Source organism: Stagnihabitans tardus, from assembly GCF_009925085.1.
GTDB lineage: Bacteria > Pseudomonadota > Alphaproteobacteria > Rhodobacterales > Rhodobacteraceae > Stagnihabitans > Stagnihabitans tardus.
The window spans coordinates 11,687-36,788 of the sequence record NZ_JAABNR010000025.1 but is presented as its reverse complement, the minus strand read 5'-3'; the positions used below and the strand labels follow the sequence as shown (position 1 = coordinate 36,788).

At 66.6% G+C, this 25,102-nt stretch carries 30 protein-coding genes; 14 read left to right on the top strand and 16 right to left on the bottom strand.

The features are described from left to right. Positions 1 to 130 precede the first annotated feature (130 nt). Together GV832_RS22445 and GV832_RS18440 are read right to left on the bottom strand one after the other, a co-directional pair. Positions 131 to 868: a CatB-related O-acetyltransferase gene (locus GV832_RS22445; protein WP_168776357.1), complete on the bottom strand. Its 738-nt coding sequence runs from the start codon at positions 866 to 868 to the stop codon at positions 131 to 133. Positions 869 to 950: 82 nt separating this feature from the next. Next, positions 951 to 1,814, bottom strand: coding sequence for a DMT family transporter (locus GV832_RS18440; RefSeq protein WP_168776356.1), 864 nt, complete (start codon positions 1,812 to 1,814; stop codon positions 951 to 953). Between the two features lie 166 nt (positions 1,815 to 1,980). Here GV832_RS18440 and GV832_RS18435 point away from each other — a divergent pair, with 166 nt between their 5' ends. Continuing rightward, positions 1,981 to 3,189, top strand: coding sequence for a cation:proton antiporter domain-containing protein (locus GV832_RS18435; RefSeq protein ID WP_168776355.1), 1,209 nt, complete (start codon positions 1,981 to 1,983; stop codon positions 3,187 to 3,189). On the opposite strand, the gene GV832_RS18430 is transcribed toward GV832_RS18435, so the two are convergent. The 3 genes from GV832_RS18430 to dapB form a co-directional block, all read right to left on the bottom strand. After that, the gene (locus tag GV832_RS18430) at positions 3,167 to 4,105 is read right to left on the bottom strand and encodes an SRPBCC family protein (protein ID WP_168776354.1); all 939 of its coding nucleotides are present in this window, start codon (positions 4,103 to 4,105) and stop codon (positions 3,167 to 3,169) included. The two genes, GV832_RS18435 and GV832_RS18430, sit on opposite strands and share 23 nt — an antisense overlap. Before the next feature lie 114 nt (positions 4,106 to 4,219). Beyond that, positions 4,220 to 4,489 (bottom strand): 30S ribosomal protein S15, encoded by a 270-nt coding sequence (gene rpsO / locus GV832_RS18425; protein WP_168776353.1) that lies wholly within the window; start codon positions 4,487 to 4,489, stop codon positions 4,220 to 4,222. Between the two features lie 249 nt (positions 4,490 to 4,738). After that, positions 4,739 to 5,548 (bottom strand): 4-hydroxy-tetrahydrodipicolinate reductase, encoded by an 810-nt coding sequence (dapB, locus tag GV832_RS18420; protein WP_354001986.1) that lies wholly within the window; start codon positions 5,546 to 5,548, stop codon positions 4,739 to 4,741. A 91-nt stretch (positions 5,549 to 5,639) separates the two neighbouring features. On the opposite strand from dapB, the gene rbfA reads away from it, so the two are divergent. The 4 genes from rbfA to GV832_RS18400 are packed head-to-tail and all read left to right on the top strand — an operon-like array spanning position 5,640 to position 8,144. Beyond that, entirely contained in the window at positions 5,640 to 6,047 is a 408-nt protein-coding gene (gene rbfA, locus GV832_RS18415) for a 30S ribosome-binding factor RbfA (protein WP_168776351.1), read from the top strand. Further along, positions 6,047 to 6,754 carry a phosphodiester glycosidase family protein gene (locus tag GV832_RS18410; protein WP_168776350.1) on the top strand — a complete coding sequence of 236 codons (708 nt, stop codon included), beginning with the start codon at positions 6,047 to 6,049 and terminating at the stop codon, positions 6,752 to 6,754. Before rbfA ends, GV832_RS18410 begins: the two co-directional genes overlap by 1 nt. Continuing rightward, a complete protein-coding gene (gene truB / locus GV832_RS18405; RefSeq protein WP_168776349.1) occupies positions 6,754 to 7,641 on the top strand; it encodes a tRNA pseudouridine(55) synthase TruB in 888 nt (295 codons plus the stop codon). Before GV832_RS18410 ends, truB begins: the two co-directional genes overlap by 1 nt. Further along, positions 7,638 to 8,144 carry a DUF1643 domain-containing protein gene (locus tag GV832_RS18400; RefSeq protein ID WP_168776348.1) on the top strand — a complete coding sequence of 169 codons (507 nt, stop codon included), beginning with the start codon at positions 7,638 to 7,640 and terminating at the stop codon, positions 8,142 to 8,144. The genes truB and GV832_RS18400 overlap by 4 nt, the downstream gene beginning before the upstream one ends. A gap of 112 nt (positions 8,145 to 8,256) precedes the next feature. Here GV832_RS18400 and GV832_RS18395 read toward each other — a convergent pair whose 3' ends face one another. Then, positions 8,257 to 8,904, bottom strand: coding sequence for an RluA family pseudouridine synthase (locus tag GV832_RS18395; RefSeq protein WP_168776347.1), 648 nt, complete (start codon positions 8,902 to 8,904; stop codon positions 8,257 to 8,259). Beyond that, positions 8,901 to 9,797, bottom strand: a complete 897-nt coding sequence (locus GV832_RS18390; RefSeq protein WP_168776346.1) for a homocysteine S-methyltransferase family protein — start codon at positions 9,795 to 9,797, stop codon at positions 8,901 to 8,903. Before GV832_RS18390 ends, GV832_RS18395 begins: the two co-directional genes overlap by 4 nt. A 93-nt stretch (positions 9,798 to 9,890) precedes the next feature. On the opposite strand from GV832_RS18390, the gene GV832_RS18385 reads away from it, so the two are divergent. Next, positions 9,891 to 10,334: a VOC family protein gene (locus GV832_RS18385; protein ID WP_168776345.1), complete on the top strand. Its 444-nt coding sequence runs from the start codon at positions 9,891 to 9,893 to the stop codon at positions 10,332 to 10,334. On the opposite strand, the gene GV832_RS22120 is transcribed toward GV832_RS18385, so the two are convergent. From GV832_RS22120 to hspQ, 6 genes are all read right to left on the bottom strand, one after another. Further along, positions 10,313 to 11,062 (bottom strand): GFA family protein, encoded by a 750-nt coding sequence (locus GV832_RS22120; protein WP_227754524.1) that lies wholly within the window; start codon positions 11,060 to 11,062, stop codon positions 10,313 to 10,315. The two genes, GV832_RS18385 and GV832_RS22120, sit on opposite strands and share 22 nt — an antisense overlap. Next, positions 11,049 to 11,507, bottom strand: coding sequence for a GAF domain-containing protein (locus GV832_RS18375; RefSeq protein WP_227754526.1), 459 nt, complete (start codon positions 11,505 to 11,507; stop codon positions 11,049 to 11,051). Before GV832_RS18375 ends, GV832_RS22120 begins: the two co-directional genes overlap by 14 nt. Continuing rightward, on the bottom strand, positions 11,497 to 13,065 hold the full coding sequence (locus GV832_RS18370) for a gamma-glutamyltransferase family protein (RefSeq protein WP_168776344.1): 1,569 nt from the start codon (positions 13,063 to 13,065) through the stop codon (positions 11,497 to 11,499). Before GV832_RS18370 ends, GV832_RS18375 begins: the two co-directional genes overlap by 11 nt. 747 nt (positions 13,066 to 13,812) lie before the next feature. Continuing rightward, positions 13,813 to 14,307: an ATP-binding protein gene (locus tag GV832_RS18365; RefSeq protein WP_168776343.1), complete on the bottom strand. Its 495-nt coding sequence runs from the start codon at positions 14,305 to 14,307 to the stop codon at positions 13,813 to 13,815. A gap of 16 nt (positions 14,308 to 14,323) precedes the next feature. Beyond that, the gene (locus GV832_RS18360) at positions 14,324 to 14,659 is read right to left on the bottom strand and encodes an STAS domain-containing protein (RefSeq protein WP_168776342.1); all 336 of its coding nucleotides are present in this window, start codon (positions 14,657 to 14,659) and stop codon (positions 14,324 to 14,326) included. Between the two features lie 68 nt (positions 14,660 to 14,727). Further along, the gene (gene hspQ / locus GV832_RS18355; RefSeq protein WP_168776366.1) at positions 14,728 to 15,054 is read right to left on the bottom strand and encodes a heat shock protein HspQ; all 327 of its coding nucleotides are present in this window, start codon (positions 15,052 to 15,054) and stop codon (positions 14,728 to 14,730) included. A 199-nt stretch (positions 15,055 to 15,253) separates the two neighbouring features. Here hspQ and GV832_RS18350 point away from each other — a divergent pair, with 199 nt between their 5' ends. After that, positions 15,254 to 15,835, top strand: a complete 582-nt coding sequence (locus GV832_RS18350; RefSeq protein WP_168776341.1) for a transglycosylase SLT domain-containing protein — start codon at positions 15,254 to 15,256, stop codon at positions 15,833 to 15,835. On the opposite strand, the gene GV832_RS18345 is transcribed toward GV832_RS18350, so the two are convergent. Both GV832_RS18345 and GV832_RS18340 read right to left on the bottom strand, forming a co-directional pair. Further along, positions 15,832 to 16,440 carry a LolA family protein gene (locus GV832_RS18345; protein WP_168776340.1) on the bottom strand — a complete coding sequence of 203 codons (609 nt, stop codon included), beginning with the start codon at positions 16,438 to 16,440 and terminating at the stop codon, positions 15,832 to 15,834. The two genes, GV832_RS18350 and GV832_RS18345, sit on opposite strands and share 4 nt — an antisense overlap. Continuing rightward, positions 16,437 to 17,486 carry a lysine-2,3-aminomutase-like protein gene (locus tag GV832_RS18340; protein ID WP_168776339.1) on the bottom strand — a complete coding sequence of 350 codons (1,050 nt, stop codon included), beginning with the start codon at positions 17,484 to 17,486 and terminating at the stop codon, positions 16,437 to 16,439. The genes GV832_RS18345 and GV832_RS18340 overlap by 4 nt, the downstream gene beginning before the upstream one ends. 79 nt (positions 17,487 to 17,565) lie before the next feature. Between GV832_RS18340 and GV832_RS18335 the strand changes: the two genes are divergently transcribed. The 4 genes from GV832_RS18335 (at position 17,566) to GV832_RS18320 (ending at position 22,285) form a co-directional block, all read left to right on the top strand. Then, the gene (locus GV832_RS18335; RefSeq protein ID WP_168776338.1) at positions 17,566 to 18,753 is read left to right on the top strand and encodes a lytic murein transglycosylase; all 1,188 of its coding nucleotides are present in this window, start codon (positions 17,566 to 17,568) and stop codon (positions 18,751 to 18,753) included. 58 nt (positions 18,754 to 18,811) lie between these two features. Then, a complete protein-coding gene (gene obgE, locus GV832_RS18330; RefSeq protein ID WP_168776337.1) occupies positions 18,812 to 19,846 on the top strand; it encodes a GTPase ObgE in 1,035 nt (344 codons plus the stop codon). After that, positions 19,843 to 20,952 (top strand): glutamate 5-kinase, encoded by a 1,110-nt coding sequence (gene proB / locus GV832_RS18325; RefSeq protein ID WP_435531774.1) that lies wholly within the window; start codon positions 19,843 to 19,845, stop codon positions 20,950 to 20,952. Before obgE ends, proB begins: the two co-directional genes overlap by 4 nt. 73 nt (positions 20,953 to 21,025) lie before the next feature. Then, complete coding sequence (locus GV832_RS18320) at positions 21,026 to 22,285, top strand: glutamate-5-semialdehyde dehydrogenase (protein WP_168776335.1); 1,260 nt, start codon at positions 21,026 to 21,028, stop codon at positions 22,283 to 22,285. Positions 22,286 to 22,519: 234 nt separating this feature from the next. Here the strand turns inward: GV832_RS18320 and GV832_RS18315 are convergent, their stop codons facing one another. Further along, positions 22,520 to 23,116, bottom strand: coding sequence for a histidine phosphotransferase family protein (locus GV832_RS18315; RefSeq protein WP_168776334.1), 597 nt, complete (start codon positions 23,114 to 23,116; stop codon positions 22,520 to 22,522). 25 nt (positions 23,117 to 23,141) lie between these two features. Between GV832_RS18315 and GV832_RS18310 the strand changes: the two genes are divergently transcribed. The 3 genes from GV832_RS18310 (at position 23,142) to olsA (ending at position 24,983) form a co-directional block, all read left to right on the top strand. Then, complete coding sequence (locus GV832_RS18310) at positions 23,142 to 23,321, top strand: DUF3553 domain-containing protein (RefSeq protein WP_168776333.1); 180 nt, start codon at positions 23,142 to 23,144, stop codon at positions 23,319 to 23,321. A gap of 91 nt (positions 23,322 to 23,412) precedes the next feature. Next, positions 23,413 to 24,168: an L-ornithine N(alpha)-acyltransferase gene (gene olsB / locus GV832_RS18305; protein ID WP_168776332.1), complete on the top strand. Its 756-nt coding sequence runs from the start codon at positions 23,413 to 23,415 to the stop codon at positions 24,166 to 24,168. Then, positions 24,165 to 24,983, top strand: coding sequence for a lyso-ornithine lipid O-acyltransferase (gene olsA, locus GV832_RS18300; RefSeq protein WP_168776331.1), 819 nt, complete (start codon positions 24,165 to 24,167; stop codon positions 24,981 to 24,983). Before olsB ends, olsA begins: the two co-directional genes overlap by 4 nt. Positions 24,984 to 25,102: the final 119 nt, after the last annotated feature.

Here is a 25,102-nt window from a genome sequence, read left to right as displayed (position 1 = left end):
GTTCCCTCACACATATGGCGGCCCCATTGCCGCCGCCCCCAATCCTGATGCACGGGCCCGGGGGTGGGGCCTCACGTCGCAGATGCGCCGCGCTTACACCAAAACCGACCTCTTGGGAAGCGGCGAGATTTCACGCCATCTCCTGCAGCATGGCGACCGTGATCGGTGCCACGTCGCGCGGAGAGAGGCCGGGGCTGGCGGCCTCGAAAGCCTCGCAAAAGGCCAGAGGGTCGTCGAAGGAGAACCGCGCGAGGTCGCCCAGCGAGTAATCCCACCAGCGCGTCGCCAGAAGCCTGGCGCAGATCTCGGGGGCGAAGCGGTGGCGCAGGATGCGGGCGGGCTGGCCCACCACCACGGCATAGGGCGGCACATCCTTGGTCACCACCGACCGCGCCCCGATCACCGCGCCATCGCCGATGGTGATGCCGCCCTTCAGCATGGCCTGGGCCCCGATCCAGACATCGTTGCCGATCTTCACATGGGGCGCGCGGGCGTTGTACGCGCTCCACGGTCGGTATTCTTCCGCGCCAAGCTCCAGCGCCATCTGGTGATAATAGGACCCATAGCCCAGGGAGTGGCTCGTCACCCGGTCCATCGGATGGGTGTCGCCCATCTCTTCCACCCCCCGCGCGATCGAGCAAAAGGCCCCGATCCGAGAGCCCGCAAGCTGGGCATGCTGGTAGGTCATGTGCCGCGAGGAAGAGAGCAGCATCGCCCCATCGCCGGGCCGGAAGACATGGCGGGTATAGGGCTCGACCTCCAGGTCATCGGGGAAATGCAGGCTCTTGATGCGGTCGAGCCCCTTGGTCCGCCAGGGCTTGGGCACGATGCGCTTCTCCCAAAGGAAATCGCGCAGGCGCGGCGTCATCTCAAGTCGCAGGGTTTCCATCCAATCCTCGGCAAATTCTTTGCATTTGCCTTCTGCTACCAGCCAAGGATTGACGAAGTCTTTACGCCGTCTCTTGCCCCGAGACCAAGGCGACCCCTCCCAGGGTGACCACAAGCCCCGCAATCATCCCCAGGGTCAGGGGCTCGGCAAAGACGAGATGGGCCCAGACCATGGTCAGCGGCTGCGAAAGGTAGATGAGGGCCGCCACCCGGTTCGGCGGGTAAAGCCTGAGGCAGAGGTAATAGATCCCCCAGGAGGCCAGCGTCGCCACCAGAACCAGCCAGGCGATGCCCCCCAGCGCCACGAAGGTCATGGGCGGGACGAGGCCTCCGCCCAGGGCTGCGAAGGGGGAGAAGAAAAGCGCGGCCCAGAGGCATTGCAGGCAAAGCCGCTGCACGATGCCAAGGCCGGGGCTGCGCTTTTGCAGGACGGTGGCGAGGCCGAAGGTCACCATGCCCAGGACGGGCAGGGCATAGGCGTACAGCGGCGCATGGCCCAGCCGCAGCGCTGGCGCCGTGGTCAGGGCCACGCCCGCAATGCCGATCAGGGTGCCCAGGGCCTGGCGCCCCGTCCAGCGCTGTCCCAGCATCGGCCAGGCCAGGGCCGCGATGGCCAGGGGCACGAGATCGGCCATCAGCGCCACGAGCCCGGTGGGCACCCGAAGCGCGATGGCCCAAGAGAAGCCTCCGAGATAGAGAAACATCCCCAGGAAGGAGAGCAGCCCCTGCGCCAGCGCCGCCCTTGCCCCGATGGCAGGCCCCCGCAGCGCAAAGGGCAGAAGGATCAGCCCCGAGGCGAGGGAGCGCCAGAAGAGCATGGTCTCGACGGCGGCGCCCTCGGTGGCAAAGCGGATGCCGATGAAGCCGCCCGACCAGGAGATGACCATGGCGGCGGCAAGAAGCGGGAAGAGCCAGGGGCGCTGCATGGCGCGAGACTGGCCCGCCCACCGCCCGCGCCATGGGCCATTTGCGACGCTTTGCAGGGCACAACCGATGGCGCCGTCAAGAAAATCGCCCAAGGGGCGGGAAATCCGGGGCCCCGCGGTTGATCCCCCCCGATACCTGCTTACCTTGGGCAAAAAGGGAGAACCGATGCCCCACGACACGCCGCTGATTGCCACGATCGCCATGGGCCTTGGCCTTGCCTTCCTCTTCGGCCTCATCGCCCAGAGGCTGCGCCTGCCGCCCATTGTGGGCTATCTCGCGGCGGGGATCTGCGTCGGACCCTTCACCCCCGGTTTCGTGGCCGATGCGGCGCTGGCGACAGAGCTGGCCGAGATCGGGGTCATCCTCCTGATGTTCGGCGTGGGGCTGCATTTCTCGCTCCGCGACCTTCTGTCGGTGCGCGCCATCGCCATCCCGGGCGCCATCGGCCAGATCGCGGTGGCGACACTGATGGGCATGGGCCTGGCCTGGGCGCTGGGCTGGAGCCCGGGGGCGGGCCTGGTCTTCGGCCTCTCGCTCTCGGTCGCCTCGACCGTGGTGCTGCTGCGCGCCCTGCAAGAGCGTAAGGAGGTCGCCACCGACAAGGGCCGCATCGCGGTGGGCTGGCTGATCGTCGAGGACCTGGCCATGGTCCTGACCCTTGTGCTTCTGCCGCCGCTTGCCGGGCTCTTGGGCGGGACCTCGGGGGGGCTGGTCGCCTCGCTTGGGGTGCAGCCGCTTTGGGCGACGCTGGGACTGACGGCGGTCAAGGTCGGGGTCTTCGTCGCGCTGATGCTGATCCTGGGGCGGCGGACCATCCCCATGGTGCTGCATTACACCGCCCATACCGGCTCGCGAGAGCTCTTCCGGCTGGGAGTTCTCGCGATTGCGCTTGGCGTGGCCTATGGCTCGGCCAAGCTCTTCGGCGTTTCCTTTGCGCTGGGCGCCTTCTTCGCGGGCATGGTGCTGGCGGAAAGCAAGCTTGCCACCCAGGCCGCCAAGGACACGCTGCCGCTCCGCGATGCCTTCGCCGTCCTGTTCTTCGTCTCGGTGGGCATGCTCTTCGACCCGGCCATCCTGGTGGAAGAGCCGCTGACCGTGCTGGCCACTTTCCTGATCATCACCCTGGGCAAATCGGCCGCCGCCTATGGCATCGTCCGCGCCTTCGGCCATGACAAATCGGTGGCGCTGACGATCTCGGCCAGCCTGGCGCAGATCGGCGAGTTCTCTTTCATCCTGATCGTCCTGGGGGTGAAACTGGCCCTGGTGCCTGACGAGGCCGTGGCCCTGGTCGTCGCCGGCGCCATCCTGTCGATCATCGCCAATCCCCTGGCCTTCCGGCTGATCGATCGGATCACCCCTCGGCCCGCGCCTTGATCACCGTCAGAACCGCGTGGTGGAAGTCGTTCAGCATCAGGTCGCCCCAGGCCTTGAAATAGAAGTTCAGGGGCGAGGTCACGACATAATCCGTGGTCAGGGTCAGCCTTGTGCCTTGCCCCAGGGGCTCCAGCACATAGCCGCCGCCTTCAAGGTGCAGATAGCGGCTTTCGACCTGGATATGGCGGTCGATCTCGTCGGGGATCGAGCTCTCGTCGAAACGGAAGGTCCAGGAGAGCGCGCGGTTCTCTTGCCAGTCGGTGATGACTTCCTGGAAGGCGATGCCCCGCGTCCAGCGCAACTGCCGGACGCCTGACCCCGGGGGAAGCCTTGCGTCGATGGGCTGGGGCAGGCCCAGGAGGTCGTGGCTGATCGTCCAGGGCAGGGCCTCCGCGTCGATCTGCGGGATCTCGACCGTGTGGCGCCAGACCTCGGCGGGAGGGGCATCGATCTCGATGACCGTGACGACCCGGCCCGCGCTGGCCTGCCAGGAGAGATAGGGCTCCAACGGCAGAAGGACGAAGGGCATCAGGCAGAAGACCCCGGCCACCGAGGCGGGCGCAAGGCGGCGCAAGAGCGCATGGGTCAGGATGGCGCCCAAGGCGGAAAACAGCCCCAGCACGGGCGAGGCGATCACAAGGCAAAGGATCCCCTCGCCAAAGACCACGGCAGAAAGCAGGATGGCAGCGCCCAGCACGATCCAGGACCGTTTGACCTCTCCCCAGGCGCCGCCATCGCCATGCGGATTTGCCAGGGTCGTGGCGACCGAGGCAAGCCCCATGGGCAGAAGCACAAGGCCGGCAAAGAAGGGCATGCTGTCGCCCGGCGGGACGGCCCAGATCACCAGATAGCCTAGTCCCGCGTAAAACAGGGCTGCCGCCAGGGATAAGAGCAGTCTCTTGCGCAGATGGGTCATGGCCAGAACGTCCCTCAAAGCCGCCCGAAGCGCAAGCTTTCCGAGGCCCAGGCCCCGGGCCAAAGCAAAACGCCCGGAGGAGACCTCCGGGCGCCTGTCAGTCTGGTCTTGCGATCAGCGACGCAGCGCGAGGCGCTGGATCAGGGTCGCGTAACGCGCCTGGTCCTTGCCCTTGAGGTAGTCCAGGAGCTTGCGGCGCTGGGCGACGAGGGCCAAAAGGCCGCGACGCGAATGGTTGTCTTTCTTGTGGCCCTTGAAGTGCTCGGTCAGGGCGGCAATGCGGTGCGACAGGATCGCGACCTGAACCTCGGGCGAACCGGTGTCGCCTTCCTTGGTCGCATATTCCTTGATGACGCGGGCCTTGTCTTCGGCAGTGATCGACATCGGGATCTCCATATCTGAGGGTGACGGCACGAGCCGGGATGTCGTCCAGCAAGGCCCTTGGTCCCTTTCGGGATGGCGGCGTCTAGCGCAGAATCGGAGGAAAGGGAAGAAGGAAGTGAGGGGCGCTGCCCCTCGGCGCTTCGCGCCTCACCCCGGGATGTTTGGGTCAGTATGAAAGGGATGCATGGCTTTCATACTGGATCAAGTATCCTCGGGGGGTGAGGGGGGCAGACAGCCCCCCTGCGACCTTTACAGCCCGAGAACATCCATCATGTCATAGCGCCCCGGCTTCTGGTCCAGCCCCCAGGCGGCGGCCTTGAGAGCCCCGCGCGCAAAGAGGGCGCGGTCGGTGGCGATGTGGCGCAGGATGATGCGCTCGCCATCGGCGGCGAAGATCACGTCGTGTTCGCCGACGATATCGCCGCCGCGGATGGCGCTGTAGCCGATCGTGCCCTTTTCGCGCGCCCCGGTGATCCCGTCGCGGCCCGAGACGCGGGCCTTGTCATGGTCGATGCCGCGCCCCTTGGCGGCGGCCTCGCCCAGCATCAGCGCCGTGCCCGAGGGGGCATCGACCTTCATGCGGTGATGGGCCTCGACGATCTCGATGTCCCAATCGGCATCCAGCGCCTCGGCGATCTTTTGCGTCAGGCGCGTCAGAAGGTTCACCCCAAGGCTCATGTTCCCCGCCTGGATGACCACCGCATGATGGGCGGCGAGGTCGAGCTTGCGGTGATGTTCCGGCTCCATCCCCGTGGTGCCGACCACATGCACGAGGCGCGCCTGCGCCGCCAAAGCCGCAAAGGCGACCGAGGCCGCCGGGGAGGTGAAGTCCACCAGGGCCCTTGCCTTGGCAAAGGCGGGCAGGGGGTCATCGGTGACCGTGACGCCCAACTCTCCCAGCCCGCAAAGCGCGCCGAGGTCGCGGCCCAGGGCGGCCGAGCCCTCGCGTTCGATGGCCCCCACGATCTGGAAGCGACCCTGGGCCACCACCAGTTTCGCCAGGGCCTGCCCCATGCGGCCCGAGGCCCCCGTGATCACGATGCCCGGCTTTTCCATGATATCCCTCCGTTTGACAGCCGTTTACCGCCATTTCGGGGGGGCGGAAAGCCCTTGCGCTTGCGGGCAGGGGCTTTTGGTCCTATCAGGCCTCATGGCAAAACAATCCTCCAAAGGCCCCGGACAGCGCCAGCTGCGCGTGGGCGAAATGATCCGCCGGGTGCTGTCAGAGCTCCTGCAACGCGGCGAAATCCACGACCCGGCCTTCGACGCCATCCCGATCACGGTGGGCGAAGTCTCGGTCTCGGCCGACCTCAAGGTCGCCACGATCTATGTCATGCCCTTGTTCGGCAAGGGTTCCGTCGAAGAGGCCATCGCGGCCTTGGCGCGGCACAAGGGCATCATCCGCAAGAAGGTCTCGGAAGAGGTCATCCTGCGCCATGCCCCCGACCTGCGCTTCCGCGCCGATGAGACCTATGACCGCATGGACGAGACCCGACGGCTCTTCTCCGATCCCGTGGTGCAGCGCGACATCGCGGCCAAGGACGAGCCGGAAGAGTGATGCGCTGGCTGGTTCTTGGCCTTCTGGCCCTGGCGCAAGAGGCTGCGGCGGATTGCACGCGCATGACCTTCGAGGATGTGCCCATGGCCGTCTGCGAGGCCAAGGCGGGCGATGACCTGCGGCTGTTTCTCAAGGACGCCAATGGCCAGCCCTATGGTGGTTTCGGCCCGGTGGACCGGGCCTTGGCGCCTCGGCGGCTGGTCTGGGCGATGAATGCCGGGATGTATCAGCCCGACCTCTCCCCGGTCGGGCTTTACATCGAGGACGGGGTCCAGGCCCATGGCCTGGTGACCCGCGACGGGCCGGGGAATTTCGGGCTTCTTCCCAATGGCGTCTTCTGCATCGGCAAGCGGTTTTCGGTCGTCGAAAGTCGGGCCTTCAAGGTCGATCCGCCGGAATGCCGCTATGCCTCCCAGTCCGGCCCCATGCTGGTGATCGAGGGCGCGCTGCATCCGTCCTTCAAACCGGATTCCGACAGCTTGAACATTCGCAACGGTGTGGGGGTTTCCAAGGACGGAAAGACCGCCTGGTTTGTGCTTTCCGAACAACGGGTGAATTTCGACCGTTTCGCGCGGTTCTTCCGGGATGCCTTGGGGGCGCGGGATGCGCTGTATTTCGACGGCTCGATCTCGCGGCTCTATGCGCCCGAGATTGGCCGTCAGGGCGGTGGCTTCGCCATCGGCCCCATCGTCGGAGTCGTGGAATAATGGCACGCAAGGGGCGGCCCGTGACGGGTTGGCTGGTGATCGACAAGCCTGCGGGCATTGGCTCGACCGATATCGTGAACAAGCTGCGCTGGCTGATGAAGGCCAAGAAGGCGGGCCATGCGGGGACCCTGGACCCGGCCGCGACCGGGGTCCTGGCCGTGGCCTTTGGCGAGGCGACCAAGACGGTGTCTCTCCTGACCGACAGCCTGAAGGCTTACCGCTTCGAGGTGCGCTTCGGAGCCGAGACCTCGACGGATGACGCCGAGGGGGAGGTGGTTTCTTCGTCACCGGTGCGCCCCACGGATGAGGCGATTGCGGCGGCCCTTTGCGCCTTCCGGGGCGATATCCTTCAGGTTCCGCCCCGGGTCTCCGCCGTCAAGGTCGATGGCGAGCGGGCCTATGATCTGGCGCGCGAGGGTGAGGAGTTCGAGCTTCAGGCCCGGCCTTTGTGGGTCGAAAGCCTGGAGGTGGTGGACCGCCCCTCTCCCGATTCGGTCGTGCTGGAGATGGTCTGCGGCAAGGGCGGCTATGTGCGCTCCATTGCCCGCGACCTCGGGCGGGCTTTGGGCACTGCTGCCCATGTCGCCTGGCTGCGGCGCATCTGGTCGGGCCCCTTCGATGCCGCCGATGCCCTGACCTGGGAGGCGGCGCTTGCCCTGACCCCCGAGGCTTTGGAGGCCTCGCTTCTGCCGATCCAGTCGGCGCTCGCCGATTTCCCCATGGTGGAGACAACGCTCGACGGCGCCCGCCGCATCCGCCTCGGCAACCCCGGAGATGTGTTCCAATCTGCCGAGGGGATCTGCTGGGCCTCCCACCAGGGCGAGGCGCTCGGGATCGGCGAGGTGAAGATGGGCCAGTTCCACCCCTCCCGCGTCTTTGTCGCATGATCACAAGGCGGCATCTGAAGGGGGACGCCGAAAGCGTCGCGGTCTATTCGGACTGCGAAGCCTATCGCTACCGGCTGGAGCGCGTCTGGGCGCCCGGGCCCCGGGTGCTGTTTGTCATGCTCAACCCCTCGACCGCGACCGAGGTGCAGAATGACCCAACGGTCGAGCGCTGCGAAAGGCGGGCGCGGGCCCTGGGCTTTGGCAGCTTTGCGGTGGGGAATATCTTTGCCTATAGGGCGACCGATCCGAAAGTGATGCGGGCGCAGGCCGATCCCATCGGCCCCGAGAATGACCGGGCCATCCTGGAGATGGCGGCCCAGGCCGACCGGATCGTCGCTGCCTGGGGGACGCATGGCGCGCATCTGGGGCGGGGGGCGGCGGTGGAAAACCTGCTGCGTGGCCAGGGCCATGCGCTTTACCACCTCGGGCTTTCGATCGCCGGGATCCCGAAGCATCCCTTGTATATCGCCTACGAACGCCAGCCGGAGCTTTGGGAGGCGTAGTCCCCGGGTTATACCCCGGGCTACGCAACGCCGCCGTAGCGTTCAAAATCAAGCCGGTCGTGGTCGGCTAGGGCTCTCGGTCCCCAGCGTAGCCCGGGGTATACCCCGGGTCTTAGAAGGGCACCGGGGCGGCGAACTCCACCCATTCGCCCGACGCGGGATGATGCAGGCCCAGGGTCTCGGCATGGAGCATCAGGCGGGGCGCCTCCGGCATATCTTCCGCATAGATCGGGTCGCCGATGATTGGGTGACCGAGGCTCAGCATATGGACGCGAAGCTGGTGGCTGCGCCCCGTCAGGGGATGCAGGCGGACGCGGGTGGCGCCCTCTTCGCGCCCGATGACCTGCCAATCCGTCACCGCGGGCCGCCCGTTGACCGGGTCGATCATCTGGCGCGGGCGGTTCGGCCAATCGGCACAAAGGGCCGCATCGACCTGGCCCGCATCGGGGCGCAGCTCTCCGTAAACCCTTGCCACATAGGACTTCTTCGCCCGGCGTTTCTCGAATTCCTGGCCCAGGAACCCCTGCGCCGCCTTGTTGCGGGCAAAGATCATCACGCCGGACGTGTCGCAATCCAGCCGATGCACCAGAAGCGTGCCGGGATAGGCCAGGCGCAGGCGACGCTCGAGGCAATCTTCCCGCCCCTCCAGCTTGCCCGGCACGGACAGCAATCCCGCCTGCTTGTCCACCACCAGGATCGCGGCGTCCTGGTACAGGATCACCGGAGGATCAATCGGCGGATCATAGACGAAATCCTTCATGCGATCTGGTGGCCCGAGGCCAGGAGCCGGTCGCGCAGATGGGCGATATGGGCGGGCCCCACCTCGCAGCAGCCGCCGACGATGGTGGCGCCGAGGTCCACCCAGGACATGGCGAAATCGCCATAACGCTCGGGCGTCAGGTCGTGGCGGTGGGTATAGTCCGGCGCGCCGCCACCCTCGGGCAGGGGCAGGGAGGAGATTTCGGAAAACCCATTGGCATAGGCGCCGAAGGGCAGGCCAAAGCCTTTCAGGACCTGAAGCGCCGAAAGCATCGCCTCGGGCATCGAGCAATTGGCCAGGACCGCCGCTGCGGGGGCCGATTTCAGCACCTCCGCCAGGTCGGCCAAAGCTTCACCGGACCGCAGCTTGGTCCCATCGCGGTCATGAACCGAGACCGAGAGCCAGACCGGCTTGCCCGCAGCCTGCGCCCCGATCAGGGCGCCCCGCGCCAGCTCCAGCGAGGACATGGTCTCGCAGAGCACCACATCGACATGGCTCCCCATCAGCCGGGCCTTCTCCTCATACAGCGGCACCGAGACCGCAAGCTCCGGCGTCAGGTCAGGCCGGTAGCTCTCTCCCAGCGGCCCCATGGAGCCCGCAATGATCCCGCGCCCCGCCTCGGCGCGGGCCTCATGCGCCTCCATCAGGGCGCGCAGGTGCAGGGCGTGGTAATAGTGGTCAAGGCCCACCCCCACCAGCCGGTCATGCAGGATGTTATAGGTGTTGGTCGTGGCCACCGAGGCCCCGGCCGCGAAGTAGTCGGCATGGATCGCCTTCACCAACCCCGGATGGTCGATCATCACCCGCGTCGCCCAAAGGGGCGTCGGCTCATCGCCCGAGCGATGGACCAATTCCTGCCCCATGCCGCCGTCGAGAAGTGTGATCTGTGCCATAAGTGCCTCCGTGCTTTGGCCGCACAATCCTTGCTTCGGGGGGCAAGCGCAAGTAGGCTGGATGGGTCAGTCTTGCTGACCTGAGGGGGCGAAATGGACTACGAGACGGTGGAGGCCGCGACCTTTGGCCAGGCGTTGAGCGGGATCACCCTGAACCTTCTGTGCCGGGATGTGGCGCGGGAAGTGGCCTTCCTGACCCAGGTCCTGGGGCTGAAGGCGCATCGCGTCAGCCGGGATTTCGCCATCGTCACCCATGGCGCGGCGGTCTTGCAGCTGCATTCCGACGGCAGTTTCGCCGCCCATCCGCTTTATGCCCTCCTCCCCGAGGCGGGGCCAAGGGGCTCGGGGGCAGAGATAAGGCTCCACGGCATCGACCCAGACGGGGCCGCCGCGCGGGCCGAGGCTTTTGCCGAGGCCACCCTTCTCGCTGGTGCGACCGACAAGCAGGGCCATGGCCTGCGCGAAGCCGTGATCCTCTGCCCCGAGGGTTACGCTTTCGTCCCCTCGGTCGCCCTTCAGCCGTCGGTCAGGGACTGATCCGCGCCTTCGGGGATCGTGTAGTAATCGCCCTTGGTGCCGACGAAGACATGGCTCCGCAGGTCGCCGCCCGTCGGGTTCTCGCAAACCCCCGCCTCGACCGAGGTCACGCCGTCCTTTGTGAAGGTCAGGCCCGATCCGCAGGTCGGGCAGAACTCACGCACGCCGCCGTTCGGGCCCACATGACTAGCGGCATCCTTCGCGTGCCAGTGGATATCCTCGGCGTCGAAGCTGGCCGAGTAATGGCCGGAGGTCTTGCGGCATTGCGTGCAATGACAGGCCCAGACCTTGCCCGCCGCATGGGGCACGGTGAAGCGGTTGGCGCCGCATAGGCAGGCGCCATGGACCTCGGTCGCCTCTTGCGGCGCGGTGTAGTAATCGCCCGCATCCGGCAAATACCACTCCTCGGCGATGGTCAGGCCGGTGGGTCCGTCCAGGGCTCCGGCCGCGAAGGATATATCCGGGCTGCCCGTCGCCCGCCAAAAGAGGAAGGCCCCGCAGCCCCCGCAAAAGCCGCGCCGGGCGGTGTCACTGGCTGCGAACCAGCGCAGGGTTTCCATCTTTTCCATGTGCAGGTGGGTGGCCGGGACGGAAGTGGCCGCCCAGAAATGCCCCGATTGCTTGCGGCATTGCGTGCAGTGGCAGGCGATCACGGGACGAAGCGGCCCCAGCGCCGTAAAGCGCACCCCGCCGCAGAGGCAGGACCCCGGATGTTCAGTCGGCGTCATGGAAGACCTGCGCCAAAAGGGGAACGAGCCAGGCCTCGTCCTCTGCGGTGAAGGCGGCCTCGGTGTTGCTGTCGAGGTCCAGCACACCCAGAAGCCGCCCCTTGCCGTTCCAGACCGGCAGGACCAGCTCGGACCGCGTGGTCGAGGAGCAGGCGATATGGTCGGGGAAGTGCTCCACATCCGGCACGTTCAGGACCTGGCCCGTCCGCGCCGAGGCGCCGCAGACCCCGCGCGAGAAGGGGATGACCAGGCAGCCATGGCCGCCCTGGTAGGGGCCGATCTTCAGAAGCTCGGGCGCCACGACGCGGTAGAACCCGGTCCAGTCGGCGAAGGGGTGATGGTTGTGCAGCTCGCAAACCACGGTGGCCATGAGGGCGACGGTGTCGGTCTCTCCCTCCGTCAGGGCGAGGATCGATTGGGCGAGGGCGTTGCGGTCAATATCCAAGGGCACAGCCGTCTTTCCGGGGATCAGAGGCGCCGATCAGGACGCCGGTTTCATCCATGAGGATGGCTTGCGCGCCACCCAGGGGCTCATCGGGGATCGTCACGACATGGCCCATTTCCGACAGTTTCGCCAGGGTCTCGGGCGCATAGCCGCGCTCGACCGACAGGGTCTGTTCGGCAAAACAGCGCGGGGCGTCCATGGCCGATTGCAGGTCCATGCCATAGGTCAGGAGGTTGGTGACGAGGCGGGCATGGCCCGTGGGCTGATAGGCGCCGCCCATGACGCCGAAGGGCATGGTGACGCGGCCCTGGTGGCGCAGCATGGCGGGGATGATCGTGTGCATCGGGCGTTTCTTGCCCGCCAGTTCGTTCGGGTGCCCCTCGGTCAGGGTGAAGCCTGCGCCCCGGTTCTGGAAGTTGATGCCGAACTTCGTGGAGGCCAGGCCAGAGCCGAAGCCCCAGAAAATCGAATAGATCAGCGAGACCGCCATGCCGTCGCGGTCGACGACGGTCAGCAGAACGGTGTCGCGGTGGACGGCCTCGGTCAGCGGCGCCGCGGCCTTCATCGCGCGCTTGGGGTCGATGAGGGCGGCGAGTTTGGCGGCCGTCTCGGGTGAGAGCATGTGGTCGAGGCGCGGGGAGGTCTCGGCGATGAAGCGGTTGCGGGCATCATAGGCGAGCTTGGCCGCCTCGGCCTCCAGATGGGCGCGTTCGGGGCCGAAGGGATGCAGGGAGGCGAGGTCGAAATGCTTGAGGATGTTGAGCATCAGGACCGCCGTGGCGCCCTGGCCGTTCGGCGGGTGCTCCAGGAGTTCGTGGCCCGCGTAATCGCCCGAGACCGGCGCGCCCCAGGTGGCTTTGACGGCGGCGAGGTCGTCATGGGCATGCAGGCCGCCCAGGGCGCGGAGCGAGGCGATCATGTCCTCGGCCACTTCGCCCTCGTAGAAGCCCTTGCGGCCTTCGCGGGCGATGCGGCGCAGGACTTCCGCCTGGCCGGGGGCGCGGAAGGTCTGGCCGAGTTTCGGGACCTGGCCGTTGATCAGGTAGTGGTCGCGGGCCGCGCCCTGCAGGCAAGAGGCCTCTTCGGCCCAGTCGAAGGCCACGCGGGGGGCGACGGGGACGCCCTCTTCGGCGTAGCGGATCGCGGGGGCGAGGGAGGCCGCGAGGCCAAGGCGGCCGTGGGATTCGGAAAGGGTGCAGAAGGCGTCGATGGCGCCGGGCAGGGTCACGGCCTCGATCCCCCGGATCGGGACGGTCTTGTGGCCCTGGTCGCGCAGCCTTTGGGCCGTCGCGGCGGCGGGGGAGCGGCCGGAGCCGTTCAGGGCCAGGACCTCGTCCGAGCCCGCCGGCTTGAGCAGGATGAAGCAGTCGCCGCCGATGCCGGTCATCTGCGGTTCGCAGATGCCGAGGAGGAGGGCTGCGGCGATGGCGGCATCCACCGCATTGCCGCCCTGTTTCAGCATGTCGATGGCGGTGGCGGCGGCGAGGGGATGCGAGGTCGCGGCCATGCCATTGCTGGCATAGACGGCGGAGCGGCCGGGAAGGTGGAAATCGCGCATGGGGTCTCCTTTCGGGGGAGACTAGGGCGGCATGGGGCGGGGGGGAAGGGGGGATCGGGCCCTGCCGACTGAGAAGCCGGGACGTGCAACAGGGGTGGCCCTGCCGACTGGGAGCTCTGGGGAGGGTGGCAGGTTGGGCCCTGTTGGCCGGGAGGAGTGGCGTTTTGGGCGGGCGGGATGGGAGGTCGATCTCGGTGGGGAACGGTTCCCTGCCGACTGCGAGGGCGGGGGTGTGCAACAGGGGTGGCCCTGCCGACTGGGAGCTCTGGGGAGGCGTCAGATTGGGCCCTGTTGGCCGGGAGGAGAGGCGTTTTGGGAGGGCGGGTTGGGTGGCCGATCTCGGCGGGGAGCGGCTCCCTGCCGACTGCGAGGGCGGGGGTGTGCAACAGGGGTGGCCCTGCCGACTGGGAGCTCTGGGCGGGCGGCAGGTTGGTCCCGGTTGGCCGGGAGGAGAGGCACGCCTTGAAGGGCTGACGGGAGCGGGCCGGCTGGAGCAGGCTGATTGGCTGGGGGGCTGACGACGAGGGCCCCTTTGCCTTGCGCTTCGGCGCGGGGCTTGGGCCAGTTCGGACAAGATTTTGGGGAGTAGAACCTCGGCGTCGGGGACTGGGTGGGGGCTATGATCCGCGACGCCGAGGTGAAGCCTTATGCAGCTACAAGACCGATCATGCCGGTGTGCCGCGACGGAATTTGGGGCGGATCAAGGCGCTTTCGTGTCACCGGTGCGGGACTGGAAACAATCCACCCCTATCGCGTCCAATTGTCCACGGGAATGCGAAAGGACAGGGCGTTGCTGTCGCCCAGACGCAGATAGGACAGATCCTCGGACAGGCTGCGAATCAGGAACCAGCCGAAGCCCCCTTCGGGCAGATCCTCTTGCGCCTCGATCTCGGGCAATTCGCCGCGCGGCGGGGCGCCCCCGGGCATCGGCAGGCCCTGATCGGTGATTCGGACCTGGATATGCGACCCCTCGGACCTCAGGCTGATGCGGATGTCGCCGGTCCAGCGGGCATAGGCATGTTCGACGACGTTGTTCAGCGCCTCGGCCAGGAGGAGCTCGGCGGTGCCGCGATCCTCTTCTCCAAGGGAGGCCAGGGCCGGGCTCTTCAGAAGACAGGCCAGCCCCTCGCGCACGGCATGGGGCGTTGCGTCAAAGGTCCATTCCCCGTCCGTCCGGGGCGCTGCATCCGGGTCCGCGATGGCATCCGGTGCGGGGGAGGGAAGGGGGGCTTCTGCACACATGGCACAGGCCATCCCGTCAACTGGCATGCCGCAATCCCTCGGGCAGGGATTTGTGGATGATGAAGACCGTGTCCATCCGGGTCAGGCGGAAGACCTTTTCGACCGTGGCGGTCAGGCCCGAAAGTTCAAGCCTGCGGACCGGGCCAAGCGCCTTCATCACGGCGACGACGGCGCCCAGGCCCGAGGAATCGAGAAAGCCCACGTTGGACATGTCCAGCACCACGCGTTCGGAGGGTTCCGAGACGATTTCCCGCATCATTTCCTTGAACTGGATGGCAGAGGCCGCGTCGATCCTGTCATCGGCCACGGTGATCAGCAGGACATCGCCCTGATGTTCGGTTTGCAGGTTCATGGAACACCCTTTCGCATTGGTTGTGCGGCCAAGCTAAGCGGAAAGGGGTTACGGAAGGGTAAGCGGGCTCAGTTCAGCTGGAACTGCAAGGGATAGCGCCCATCCTCGAAATCGCCGAAGAGATCGGGCAGGTCGGGATGGCTCATCGGCTCGCCGGTCTCGTCGGGGACGAGGTTCTGCTCCGAGACATAGGCGACGTAATAGGACTGATCGTTCTCGGCCAAGAGGTGGTAGAAGGGCTGATCCTTGGGCGGACGGGCCTCTTCGGGGATGTTCTGATACCATTCCTCGGTGTTCGAGAACATCGCGTCCACGTCGAAGACCACACCGCGGAACGGATGCTTGCGATGGCGCAGCACCTGGCCGATGTGATATTTGGCGGCGGTCGAAAGCATCATGCCGGGTCTCCTTGGTTCTTTTCAGTAAACCTGTAGGAAACTCATGTCCACCGATGCGGGGCCCCGTGCGGGAAACAATCTGTGGCCCTGAAACCGACAGTTGGGCGGGATTTCGCCGTCAGACCCGCGCAGGCCCATTGGAAAGCGCGGATTTCTGCCCTATCTTCCCCGCAAAACAAGAACGCATGAGGGGCAGATGAGCAGACTATCCCGTGCGTCGATCCTGTTGCTGTTTCTCGCCTCTTGCGGCGGTGGCAACTTTTCGGCGCCGCGCAACCTGGATGACGCCTGTTCGGTGATCCGTCAGCGTCCGCAATACCTGCGTGCGATGAAGGCCACCCAGTCGAAATGGGGCGTGCCGATCTCGGTCCAGATGGCGATCCTGTATCAAGAGAGCAAGTTCATCGGCAATGCCCGCACCCCGCATCAATATGCGCTGGGCGTGATCCCGATGGGGCGGCAAAGCAGCGCTTACGGCTATGCCCAGGCGCTGGACTCCACCTGGAACGACTACAAGAAGGACCAGCGCCGGGGGGGCGCGCGGCGCGACAACATCCGCGACGCGACCGACTTCATGGGGTGGTATATCGACGGCACGACCGAGGCTCTTGGCATCCCCAAGACCGATGCCGAGGCGCAATACCTGGCCTATCACGAGGGCCGGCGCGGCTATGCCAATGGGTCTTACCAGTCCAAGGGCTGGCTGGTGACGGTCGCGGCCAAGGTGGGCGCCCGGGCCGCGATGTACCGCGAGCAGCTGCGGACCTGCCTGCGCTAGTCGATCCCGCGCTGGGCCTTTTCCCGGTCGATGGAAAACAGGTTGGAGGAGTAGCTCTCCCCCGTCTTCAGCGTGCCCAGCGTCAGCGAGGTCTGGTTGCCCGCCTCATCCGTGGTGATCCAGCCCTTCAGCCGCACCGGGCTGTCGCCGAAGATCAGCTCGATGGAGCCCAGGTCGGCATGGGCCGGGTCCTGGGCCAGGACATGGGTGTCGCCCTGGAACTCGGTATGATCGACGACCATGCGCGAGTTCACCAGGTCGATGTTGCGCCCCAGGATCAGGTTCAGAGGCGTCTGTTGCAGCTGATAGGTCTGGGGCGCCGAGTTGGTCTTGCCGTCGAAGACCGCGACGATGCCCTGCGAGGCCAGGACGAGCGTCCGGTCGGGCTTGGCATATTCGAACCGCGCGAAGCCTGGGCGTTTCAGGATGATCTTGCCGCTGGAGGTCGTGCCATCGGCATTCACCTGCTCGAAAGGGGCCTCGGCGGTGACCAGGCCCTGGAGATAGGCGGACAGCGTGGCAAGGGGCACTTCGGCGGCACGAAGCGGCGCGGCCAGAAGCAGGGGCGCGAAGGCGAGCGGGGCGAGGAAAGCGATCAGGTTCATGGGGTCAATATAGGCGCGGGCGCGGGCGCTTGCACGTCACCATTGGTCACATCGGCGTAAGCATGCCTTTGGCCCCTGGGGTCGGTGACCTGCCATTGGGCGCCCCGGGGCTCCAGGTAGCCGGGCCCGATGGGCACCTTGCCGTGACCTCCGGGGATATCGAGCACATAGGTCGGCTGGGCGATGCCGGAGAGCCTGCCGCGCAGGGTCTCCATGATCTTTTGGCCCTCGGCAATCGTGGTGCGGAAGTGGGATGTCCCCTTCGCGAGGTCCGCATGGTGCAGGTAATAGGGCTTCACCCGGTTGCGGATCAGGGCGCGGAAGAGGGCTTCCAGCGTGTCCGGGTCGGCGTTCACGCCCTTCAGCAGGACGGATTGCGACAGGAGCGGCACGCCCGCGCGGGTCAGGCGGCGGAAGGCGGCCTCTGCCTCGGGGGTGATCTCGGCGGGGTGGTTGGTGTGGACGACGACCCAGACGGCGGGGCGGATATCCAGCGCCGCGATCAGCTCATCGGTGATGCGGGCGGGGTTCACCACGGGCACGCGGGTGTGAAAGCGCACCACATCGACATTGGGGATGGCGTCGAGCCGCCGCAAGAGCGCGCCAAGGCGCCGGGGGGAAAGGACCATGGGGTCTCCGCCGGTCAGGATGACCTCGCGGATGGCAGGGGTGGCCGCGATATGGTCCAGCGCGGCGGTCAGGTCCGCTTCGGGCAGGTGGCCCGAGGCGCCCACCGATTCGCGGCGGAAGCAGAAGCGGCAATAGACCTCGCAGGTCTGGGTCGCATGCAGGATCACGCGGTCGGGGTAGCGATGGGTCAGGCCGGGGCTAGGCGCATGGGCATGGTCGCCGATCGGGTCGGAGAGCTCTTCGGCCCGGGTCAGCATCTCGGCCAAGGTGGGGACGAATTGCGCGGCAAGCTCGGGGCGGGCCATGGCCTCGGTCACCGCGACGCGGAAGGTCTCGGCCACAGGTTCCAGGCCGGGGGCCTGGTCCGCGTCCAAAAGACCGGCGGAAACAAGCTGAGAGATCGTGGTCAGGGTCATCGGCGCCTATTGGTCCGTGGCCGGGGGAATGACAAGGGGGGCGGGGGCGGGTTAGGGTGGCGGCGAAAAGAGGTGGCTCATGTTGGCAGGACTTTCTCGGCGCGGATTTCTGGCGGGGCTGATGGCCGCGCCCCTTGTGGCCCCGATTGCGGCTCTGGCGGATGAATTCACCCCGGTGGCCGATGCGGGCTGGGCGGATTGGGTCGCGGGCTTTCAGTCCCGGGCGCGGAAGGCCGGGATCTCCGAGACCACCCTTCGCCAGGCATTCGCCCGGGCGGGCTTTGTCCCGGGCGTCATCCAGAAGGACCGCAACCAGGCGGAATCGATCTATGGGATGGAGGATTACCTCGCCATCACCGCCAGCGAAGAGCGGGTCAAGGCCGGGCGCCGCGCGCTCTCGCGCCACGGCGGGCTCTTGCGGAAGCTGGAGCGCGCTTACGGCGTCCAGGCCGAGGTTCTCTGTGCGATTTGGGGGGTGGAGAGCTTCTACGGCACGAAAAAGGGCACGGTTCCGGTGATTTCAGCGCTTTCGACCCTGGCTTACGAGGGGCGGCGGGCGAGGTTCTTTGAAAGCCAGCTCATCGCCGCCCTGAAGATCCTGCAGCACGGTGATGTGACGGCGGACCGCATGCTGGGCGGCTGGGCGGGGGCCATGGGCCATATGCAGTTCATCCCCACGACCTATCGCAGCTTTGCCGTCGATGCGACGGGCGACGGGAAATCCGACCATTGGGCAGACGATCCCGCCGATGCCCTCGCCTCGGCCGCGCATTACCTGGCCGAGGCCGGTTGGCAGGCGGGCCAGCCCTGGGGCGTCGAGGTCAAGGTGCCCAAGGGGGTGAAGGCCGCGACCCGCACCGTGGCGGAATGGGCCGAACGCGGCGTCGTGCCCTATCGCAACATCTCGGGCGGGGCCAAGGCCAAGCTGGTGACCTCCTCGGGGCCCGGGTTCTTTTTGCTGCGCAACGGCAGGGTGCTGGGCGCCTATAACAACTCTGAACGCTATATCGTCGGCGTTGGCGTTCTGTCGGACCGGGTGAATGGCGGCGGGGCGTTGAAAGGCGCCTTCCCGCCCGATGCGACGGGCCTGACCCAGGCCGAAAGGGTGCGGGTGCAGGAGAGGCTGACGGCGCTGGGCTTCGACACCGGGTCCACCGATGGCGTCTTCGGCCCCAAGACCAGGGCGGCCTTGGAGGCCTGGCAGAGGGCCACCGGGCAAGCCGTCACGGGCAAGGTATCACCAGAAGTGCTGGCCGCCCTGCGCTGAAAGCCTTGCGCCTTGCCGCCTTGGCGTTTATCGGCTGGAAATCCCAAGGAGTGCGCCCATGAAGTTCCTCGACCTCGCCAAAGTCTATATCCGCTCGGGTGGCGGCGGTGGCGGCTGCGTTTCGTTCCGGCGCGAGAAGTTCGTCGAATTCGGCGGGCCCGATGGCGGGGACGGCGGTCGGGGCGGCTCGGTCTGGGTCGAGGCGGTCGAGGGCATGAACACGCTGATCGATTATCGCTACCAGCAGCATTTCTTCGCCAAGTCCGGCCAGCCCGGCATGGGCAGCCAGAAGACCGGCAAGTCGGGCGATGACATCACCCTGCGCGTGCCGCTGGGGACCGAGATCCTGGACGAGGACGAAGAGACGGTGATCGCCGACCTGACCTCGGTCGGGCAGCGCGTGCTTCTGGCAGAGGGCGGCAATGGCGGCTGGGGGAACCTGCGGTTCAAGACCTCGACCAACCGCTCTCCGGCGCGGGCCAATGCGGGCATCCCGGGGGTGGAGCGCACGATCTGGCTGCGGCTGAAGCTGATCGCGGACGCGGGGCTTTTGGGCCTGCCCAATGCGGGGAAGTCGACCTTCCTGGCCGCCGTGTCGAACGCGCGTCCGAAGATCGCGGATTACCCCTTTACGACGCTTGTGCCCAACCTCGGGGTTGTGGGCATCGACGGGACCGAATTCGTGATGGCCGATATCCCGGGGCTCATCGAGGGCGCGCATGAGGGAAGGGGCCTCGGCATCCAGTTCCTCGCCCATGTCGAGCGCTGCAAGGTGCTACTCCATCTGGTCGATGGCACCTCTTCGACCATCACCAAGGATTACCGGACCATCATCACGGAGATCGAGGCTTACTCGGAGGTCCTGGGCGACAAGCGCCGGGTCCTGGCCATGACCAAATGCGACGCCATGGACGCCAAGCAGATTTCCGACCGCCGCCGCGCGCTGGAGAAAGCCTCGGGCGGGCCGGTCCATGTGATTTCCGGCGTGGCGGGCAAGGGGCTGCAAGAGGTGCTGCGCGCCCTGCAATCAGACATCGCGGAGGCATCCGCAAAACCGGTGGAGGCAACGCCTTGGCATCCCGCGTCCAACTGAGCGTTCCCGATATTCGGGCCGCGAAACGGGTGGTCATCAAGATCGGCTCGGCCCTGCTGGTCGACCGCGAAAAGGGGCTGCGGCAGGGCTGGCTCTCGGCTTTGGCCATGGATGTGGCCGAGGCCAAGGTGCGCGGGGCCGATGTCGTGCTGGTCTCCTCGGGCTCGATTGCGCTGGGGCGCAGCGTTTTGGGGCTGGGCAGCGGTGTTTTGACGCTGGAACAGTCGCAGGCCTGTGCTGCGGTGGGGCAAATCCGGCTCGCCCGGGCCTATGAAGAGGTCCTGGCGCCGCATGGGATCACCACCGCGCAGGTCCTGGTGACGCTGGAGGATACCGAGGACCGGCGGCGCTATCTGAACTCGCGCGCGACGATGGAGACTCTGTTGGGCCTTGGGGTTGTCCCGATCGTCAACGAGAATGACACGGTAGCGACCGACGAGATCCGCTTTGGCGACAACGACCGCTTGGCCGCGCAGATTGCGGTGACGGTGGGGGCGGATCAGCTGATCCTGCTTTCGGATGTCGATGGCTTCTATTCGGCCAATCCGAAGGAAGACCCCACGGCGCAGCGCTTTGACCTGGTCGAGAAGATCACGCCGGCCATCGAGGCCATGGCGGGGGACCCGATTTCGGGGCTCTCCAAGGGCGGGATGAAGACCAAGCTCCTGGCCGCCAAGACGGCCGTCGCCGGGGGCTGTGCCATGGCGATCATGGAAGGTTCCGTGCTGCGGCCGCTGAAGGCGCTCGCCGAAGGCGCGAACCGGACCTGGTTCGTCGCGCAAAGCGACCCCCAGGCGGCGCGGAAACGTTGGATCAACGCGATGAAGCCGCGCGGTGAGCTGCGGCTGGATGCAGGAGCTGTCAAGGCCATGGCGGAGGGCAAGAGCCTGCTCCCCGCCGGGGTTGTCTCGGTCGAGGGGAACTTCGGGCGAGGCGATCCGGTGGCCCTGGTCTCGCCAGCGGGCGACGTGATCGGCAAGGGACTGGTGCGCTATACGGTGGCGGAGGCGAAGGCGATTGCCGGGCATCGCTCGGGCGAGATCGCCGCGATCCTGGGCTATGAGGGCCGGGCCGCCTTGGTGCATCGCGACGATATGGTGGTCTGATCCCACGCGCCCGGGGGTTTCACACCCCCGGACCCCCGTGGAGATATTTGGGCCAAATTGAAAGGGTTTAGGGATGGTCGAGGATTTCTCGGGCCTGATGAATGAGATTGGCGCGCGCGCCAGGGCGGCGGCGGCGGAGCTGGCCTATGCTTCGCAGGAGCGGAAATATGCAGCGCTGGTGAGTGCCGCGCATTTCGTCTGGGAGCGGCGGCAGGAGATCCTGGACGCCAATGTCATGGACCTGGCGGCGGCGGATGCGCGGGGGATCACGCCTGCGATGCGTGACAGGCTGGTGCTGACCGAGGGGCGGATCCGCGGGATGGTGGACAGCCTGCGGACGATTGCCGAGCAGAAGGACCCGGTCGGGCGGGTTCTGGCCGAATGGACCCGGCCGAATGGGCTGCATATTCAGCGGGTTGCGACGCCCTTGGGTGTCGTGGGGGTGATCTATGAGAGCCGCCCGAATGTGACCGCCGATGCGGGGGCCCTGTGCCTGAAAGCGGGGAATGCCGTGATCCTGCGCGGCGGCTCGGAGAGCCACGAGACCTCGATGGCGATTTACGACTGCATGGTGGCGGGGCTGAAGGAGGCGCGGCTGCCTGAGGCGGCGATCCAGATGATCCCGGTGACGGACCGCGCGATGGTGGGGGAGATGCTGCGGGCCACCCGTTGGATCGACGTCATCGTCCCGCGCGGTGGCAAGGGGCTGGTGGGCCGCGTGCAGGAAGAGGCGCGGGTGCCGGTTTTTGCGCATCTGGAGGGCATCTGCCACGTCTATGCCGACCGCGATGCCGACCTGGAGAAGGCGCGCCGCGTGGTCTTGAACGCCAAGACGCGGCGGACGGGGATTTGTGGCTCGGCGGAATGCCTGCTGATCGACTGGCAGTTCTACACCAAGCATGGCGCCGTGCTGATCGAGGACCTGATCAAGGCGGGCGTCGAGGTGCGCACGGAAGGGGAGCTCTTGAAGATCCCGGGGACCGTGCGGGCCGCGCCCGATGATTTCGGCCGGGAATTCCTCGATATGATCATCGCAGCGCGTCTGGTGGATGGGGTGGATGAGGCGATCGCCCATATCCGCAAATATGGCTCCAGCCATACCGAAAGCATCCTGACGGAGAATGACGCGACGGCGGAACGGTTCTTCCAGAGGCTGGATTCGGCGATCCTGATGCGCAATGCCTCGACCCAGTTCGCCGATGGCGGCGAGTTCGGCTTTGGCGGCGAGATCGGGATTGCGACCGGCAAGATGCATGCGCGCGGCCCTGTGGGGGCCGAGCAACTGTGCTCGTTCAAGTACCTGGTCACCGGGGATGGGACGATCCGGGACTGAGGCGGTCTCGCGCCCTTGTCCCAAAAGCTGGGCTGCCCCGGGCTTGACCCGGGGCCTCCATGTCATTGGGGGATCGGTGCAACGGATGTTGCGCCCGCGGGCTGGGGGTCGGTCCTCTTGGGTCGAGGTCCCGGGTCAAGCCCGGGACGGCGGGTCCCTGGCGGGATCGCATGGCCGATCCGCGCAAGGTGACGCGGGGCCGTCAGCACGCCCGGCGCAATCCGTGACGGCCCCTCAGAAGCTCAGCTTGATCGAGGTCTGGCCGAGATCGGCCGCCAGGCGGAACTGGCGGCGGGAGATCTCTTCGGCGGCCAAGGGGAAATGCACGTTCGAGGGCGTGATCTCCGGCTCGGCCGTCGGATCGGCCAGCACGGCCCAAAGGGCGGGATCGATGCGCAGCTTGTTCGCCTCGCCCATGATCGACCAGCGCCCGCCATCGACCTGCACCGTGATCTTGCCGCCGTAAGCCATGGCCGATTCCAGGCACATCAGAAGCAGGAAGGCGATCTTCACCTCCGACCGCGACAGGTCCGCCCCCGTCTGCCAGTCGATCGACAACCGCCCGCCCTTGGTCATGTCGGAAATGATCGAGGCCACCTCGGCCCGGCCCAGCCGCGCCTCACCGGCTGCGGCGCCAAAGGCCACGCGGAAGAACCTGATCCGCGCATTGGCATGGGCCACGCTTTCGGAAATCAGCGCCATCTCCGGCCCGCGCGAGCCGGTTTCCATCATCAACAGCTCCAACCCATTGCCGATCGCGCCGATCGGGCTGATAAGGTCATGGCAGATGCGCGAGCCCAGGAGGGCAGCGAGATCTGACTTGTCGCTCATGGGATTCCTTTCGAAGGGGCAGTCGATGCGGTCGTTTCTGGAGCCGGGCATGCTGGTCAGGCACCCCCAGTGCCCCGACTGGGGTCTTGGTCAGGTACAATCTCTCATTAATGGTAAATGCACGGTTAACTTCGAGCATCAAGGAAAGGTTGTGATCGACCTGGGTCAAATCGACCTTGTGCTGGATTTCGGCAACGCCAAGTAGGGGGCCAAGTAGGGAGGGCTTGCGGGGCCTGTCACAAAACGGCAGCATTCCTGCCGCAGGAGGGGGGAGCGAGAGGCGTGAGGGGGCGGCGATGACAGTGCATGATCTGAGGCTGACGCTGCGGCTGGCGCGGGATGGGCGCGACCTGGCCGCCGCGCAAAGGCTGCGCTACGAGGTCTTCGTGCGCGAACTTGGGGCCGATGGGCCGGGCGTCGACCACGCGGCCCGGCTGGAGAGCGACGCTTTCGACCCGCTTTGCGATCACCTTCTTCTGATAGACCCGCGCCGCGACCCGGCGACGCTTTCGGATGTCGTGGGCGTCTATCGTCTTTTGCCGCCGGGCCGCACCGACCGTTACTACAGCGAGGCGGAGTTCGACCTTTCCGCCCTGCGCGCCTCGGGGCGGCGGCTCCTGGAGCTTGGCCGGTCCTGCGTCCACCGCGACCACAGGGGCGGGACCTCGATGCTGATGCTGTGGAACGGCCTGGCCGATTACGTCCAGGACCGCGGGATCGAAGTGCTCTTCGGCCCGGCCTCCTTTCATGGCACCGATGTCGAGGGCCTTGCCAAGCCGCTCTCCTGGCTCTGGCACAACCACCGCGCGCCCGAGGCCTTGCGGGTCACGCCGCTTTCCCACGGGGCGCAGCGCATGGACCTCTGCCCGCCCGATTGCGCGGCCCATGTGCCCGCGCTGATCAAGGCCTATCTGCGGCTGGGAGGTCATGTCTCGGACGGGGCCTTCATCGACCGGGATTTCAACACGGTGGATGTCTGCCTCGTGATGGACACGGCGCAGATGAGCGCAAGGCGGCGCGATTTTCACATCCGGAAGGGCCGCGAGGCATGAATGACTGGAACGCGGCCGAGATGGCGATGCCGCCCCTTGGGGTCATGGGCTGGCTGCGCGTCCTGAGGCGGGGGCTGCTTCTGGGCGGGCTGACCTATGGCTGCCTTCTGGTCATGCTGGTGCTGCGCGCCGTCGAGGCGCCGCTTTATGGCGTTAGACGGCCCTGGACGCCGTTCATCACGCAATTCGTCTGCCGCTCGGCCATGGCGATCCTGGGCATCCGCTATACGGTCAAGGGCCGCGCGCTGAAGGAGCCGGGGGCGATTGTCGCCAACCACTCCTCCTGGTTGGATATCTTCACGCTGAACGCGGCAGCGCGGGTCTATTTCGTCTCCAAGGAAGAGGTCCATGGCTGGCCCGGCATCGGCATCCTGGCCCGCGCCACTGGGACGGTTTTTATCGCGCGCAAGGGGACCGAGGCCAAGAAGCAGCAAGAGCTCTTCGAGGCGCGGCTGAAGGCGGGGCACAAGCTTTTGTTTTTCCCTGAGGGGACCAGCACCGATGCGCTGCACATCCTGCCCTTCAAATCGACGCTGTTCCAGGCGTTTTTCACGGTCGAGACCGCGCCGCCGATGCAGGTTCAGCCTGTGACCGTGGTCTATCATGCGCCGGAGGGTTGCGATCCGCGCCATTACGGCTGGTGGGGCGACATGGAATTCGGGCCGCATCTGTTGATGGTGCTGGGGGATCGGCGCGGGGGCTCCGTCGAGGTGATCTTCCATGCGCCGGTGACGGTGGCGGCCTTCGAGAACCGCAAGGTCCTGGCGAATTACTGCGAAAGGGTGATCCGCACTTCGCATCCGCTGGCGGAGTAAGCGGACGAAGCAAATTGCGGCCTTTGGCCAAGCCTTTTGCCTCGGCTGCGGCATTCGCCTTCGCCTGCGGGCGAGGGGGGCGCTGCCCCCCTCGGGCTTCGCCCTCTCCCCCCGGGATA

Excerpts from the sequence above, each read along its gene's own strand:
- GV832_RS22445 (WP_168776357.1), bottom strand. The coding sequence starts at position 868 with ATGACGCCGCGCCTGCGCGATTTCCTTTGGGAGAAGCGCATCGTGCCC.
- GV832_RS18440 (WP_168776356.1), bottom strand. The coding sequence starts at position 1,814 with ATGCAGCGCCCCTGGCTCTTCCCGCTTCTTGCCGCCGCCATGGTCATC.
- GV832_RS18435 (WP_168776355.1), top strand. The coding sequence starts at position 1,981 with ATGCCCCACGACACGCCGCTGATTGCCACGATCGCCATGGGCCTTGGC.
- GV832_RS18430 (WP_168776354.1), bottom strand. The coding sequence starts at position 4,105 with ATGACCCATCTGCGCAAGAGACTGCTCTTATCCCTGGCGGCAGCCCTG.
- rpsO (WP_168776353.1), bottom strand. The coding sequence starts at position 4,489 with ATGTCGATCACTGCCGAAGACAAGGCCCGCGTCATCAAGGAATATGCG.
- rbfA (WP_168776351.1), top strand. The coding sequence starts at position 5,640 with ATGGCAAAACAATCCTCCAAAGGCCCCGGACAGCGCCAGCTGCGCGTG.
- GV832_RS18410 (WP_168776350.1), top strand. The coding sequence starts at position 6,047 with ATGCGCTGGCTGGTTCTTGGCCTTCTGGCCCTGGCGCAAGAGGCTGCG.
- truB (WP_168776349.1), top strand. The coding sequence starts at position 6,754 with ATGGCACGCAAGGGGCGGCCCGTGACGGGTTGGCTGGTGATCGACAAG.
- GV832_RS18400 (WP_168776348.1), top strand. The coding sequence starts at position 7,638 with ATGATCACAAGGCGGCATCTGAAGGGGGACGCCGAAAGCGTCGCGGTC.
- GV832_RS18395 (WP_168776347.1), bottom strand. The coding sequence starts at position 8,904 with ATGAAGGATTTCGTCTATGATCCGCCGATTGATCCTCCGGTGATCCTG.
- GV832_RS18390 (WP_168776346.1), bottom strand. The coding sequence starts at position 9,797 with ATGGCACAGATCACACTTCTCGACGGCGGCATGGGGCAGGAATTGGTC.
- GV832_RS18385 (WP_168776345.1), top strand. The coding sequence starts at position 9,891 with ATGGACTACGAGACGGTGGAGGCCGCGACCTTTGGCCAGGCGTTGAGC.
- GV832_RS22120 (WP_227754524.1), bottom strand. The coding sequence starts at position 11,062 with ATGACGCCGACTGAACATCCGGGGTCCTGCCTCTGCGGCGGGGTGCGC.
- GV832_RS18370 (WP_168776344.1), bottom strand. The coding sequence starts at position 13,065 with ATGCGCGATTTCCACCTTCCCGGCCGCTCCGCCGTCTATGCCAGCAAT.
- GV832_RS18365 (WP_168776343.1), bottom strand. The coding sequence starts at position 14,307 with ATGTGTGCAGAAGCCCCCCTTCCCTCCCCCGCACCGGATGCCATCGCG.
- GV832_RS18360 (WP_168776342.1), bottom strand. The coding sequence starts at position 14,659 with ATGAACCTGCAAACCGAACATCAGGGCGATGTCCTGCTGATCACCGTG.
- hspQ (WP_168776366.1), bottom strand. The coding sequence starts at position 15,054 with ATGCTTTCGACCGCCGCCAAATATCACATCGGCCAGGTGCTGCGCCAT.
- GV832_RS18350 (WP_168776341.1), top strand. The coding sequence starts at position 15,254 with ATGAGCAGACTATCCCGTGCGTCGATCCTGTTGCTGTTTCTCGCCTCT.
- GV832_RS18345 (WP_168776340.1), bottom strand. The coding sequence starts at position 16,440 with ATGAACCTGATCGCTTTCCTCGCCCCGCTCGCCTTCGCGCCCCTGCTT.
- GV832_RS18340 (WP_168776339.1), bottom strand. The coding sequence starts at position 17,486 with ATGACCCTGACCACGATCTCTCAGCTTGTTTCCGCCGGTCTTTTGGAC.
- GV832_RS18335 (WP_168776338.1), top strand. The coding sequence starts at position 17,566 with ATGTTGGCAGGACTTTCTCGGCGCGGATTTCTGGCGGGGCTGATGGCC.
- obgE (WP_168776337.1), top strand. The coding sequence starts at position 18,812 with ATGAAGTTCCTCGACCTCGCCAAAGTCTATATCCGCTCGGGTGGCGGC.
- GV832_RS18320 (WP_168776335.1), top strand. The coding sequence starts at position 21,026 with ATGGTCGAGGATTTCTCGGGCCTGATGAATGAGATTGGCGCGCGCGCC.
- GV832_RS18315 (WP_168776334.1), bottom strand. The coding sequence starts at position 23,116 with ATGAGCGACAAGTCAGATCTCGCTGCCCTCCTGGGCTCGCGCATCTGC.
- GV832_RS18310 (WP_168776333.1), top strand. The coding sequence starts at position 23,142 with ATGCGGTCGTTTCTGGAGCCGGGCATGCTGGTCAGGCACCCCCAGTGC.
- olsB (WP_168776332.1), top strand. The coding sequence starts at position 23,413 with ATGACAGTGCATGATCTGAGGCTGACGCTGCGGCTGGCGCGGGATGGG.
- olsA (WP_168776331.1), top strand. The coding sequence starts at position 24,165 with ATGAATGACTGGAACGCGGCCGAGATGGCGATGCCGCCCCTTGGGGTC.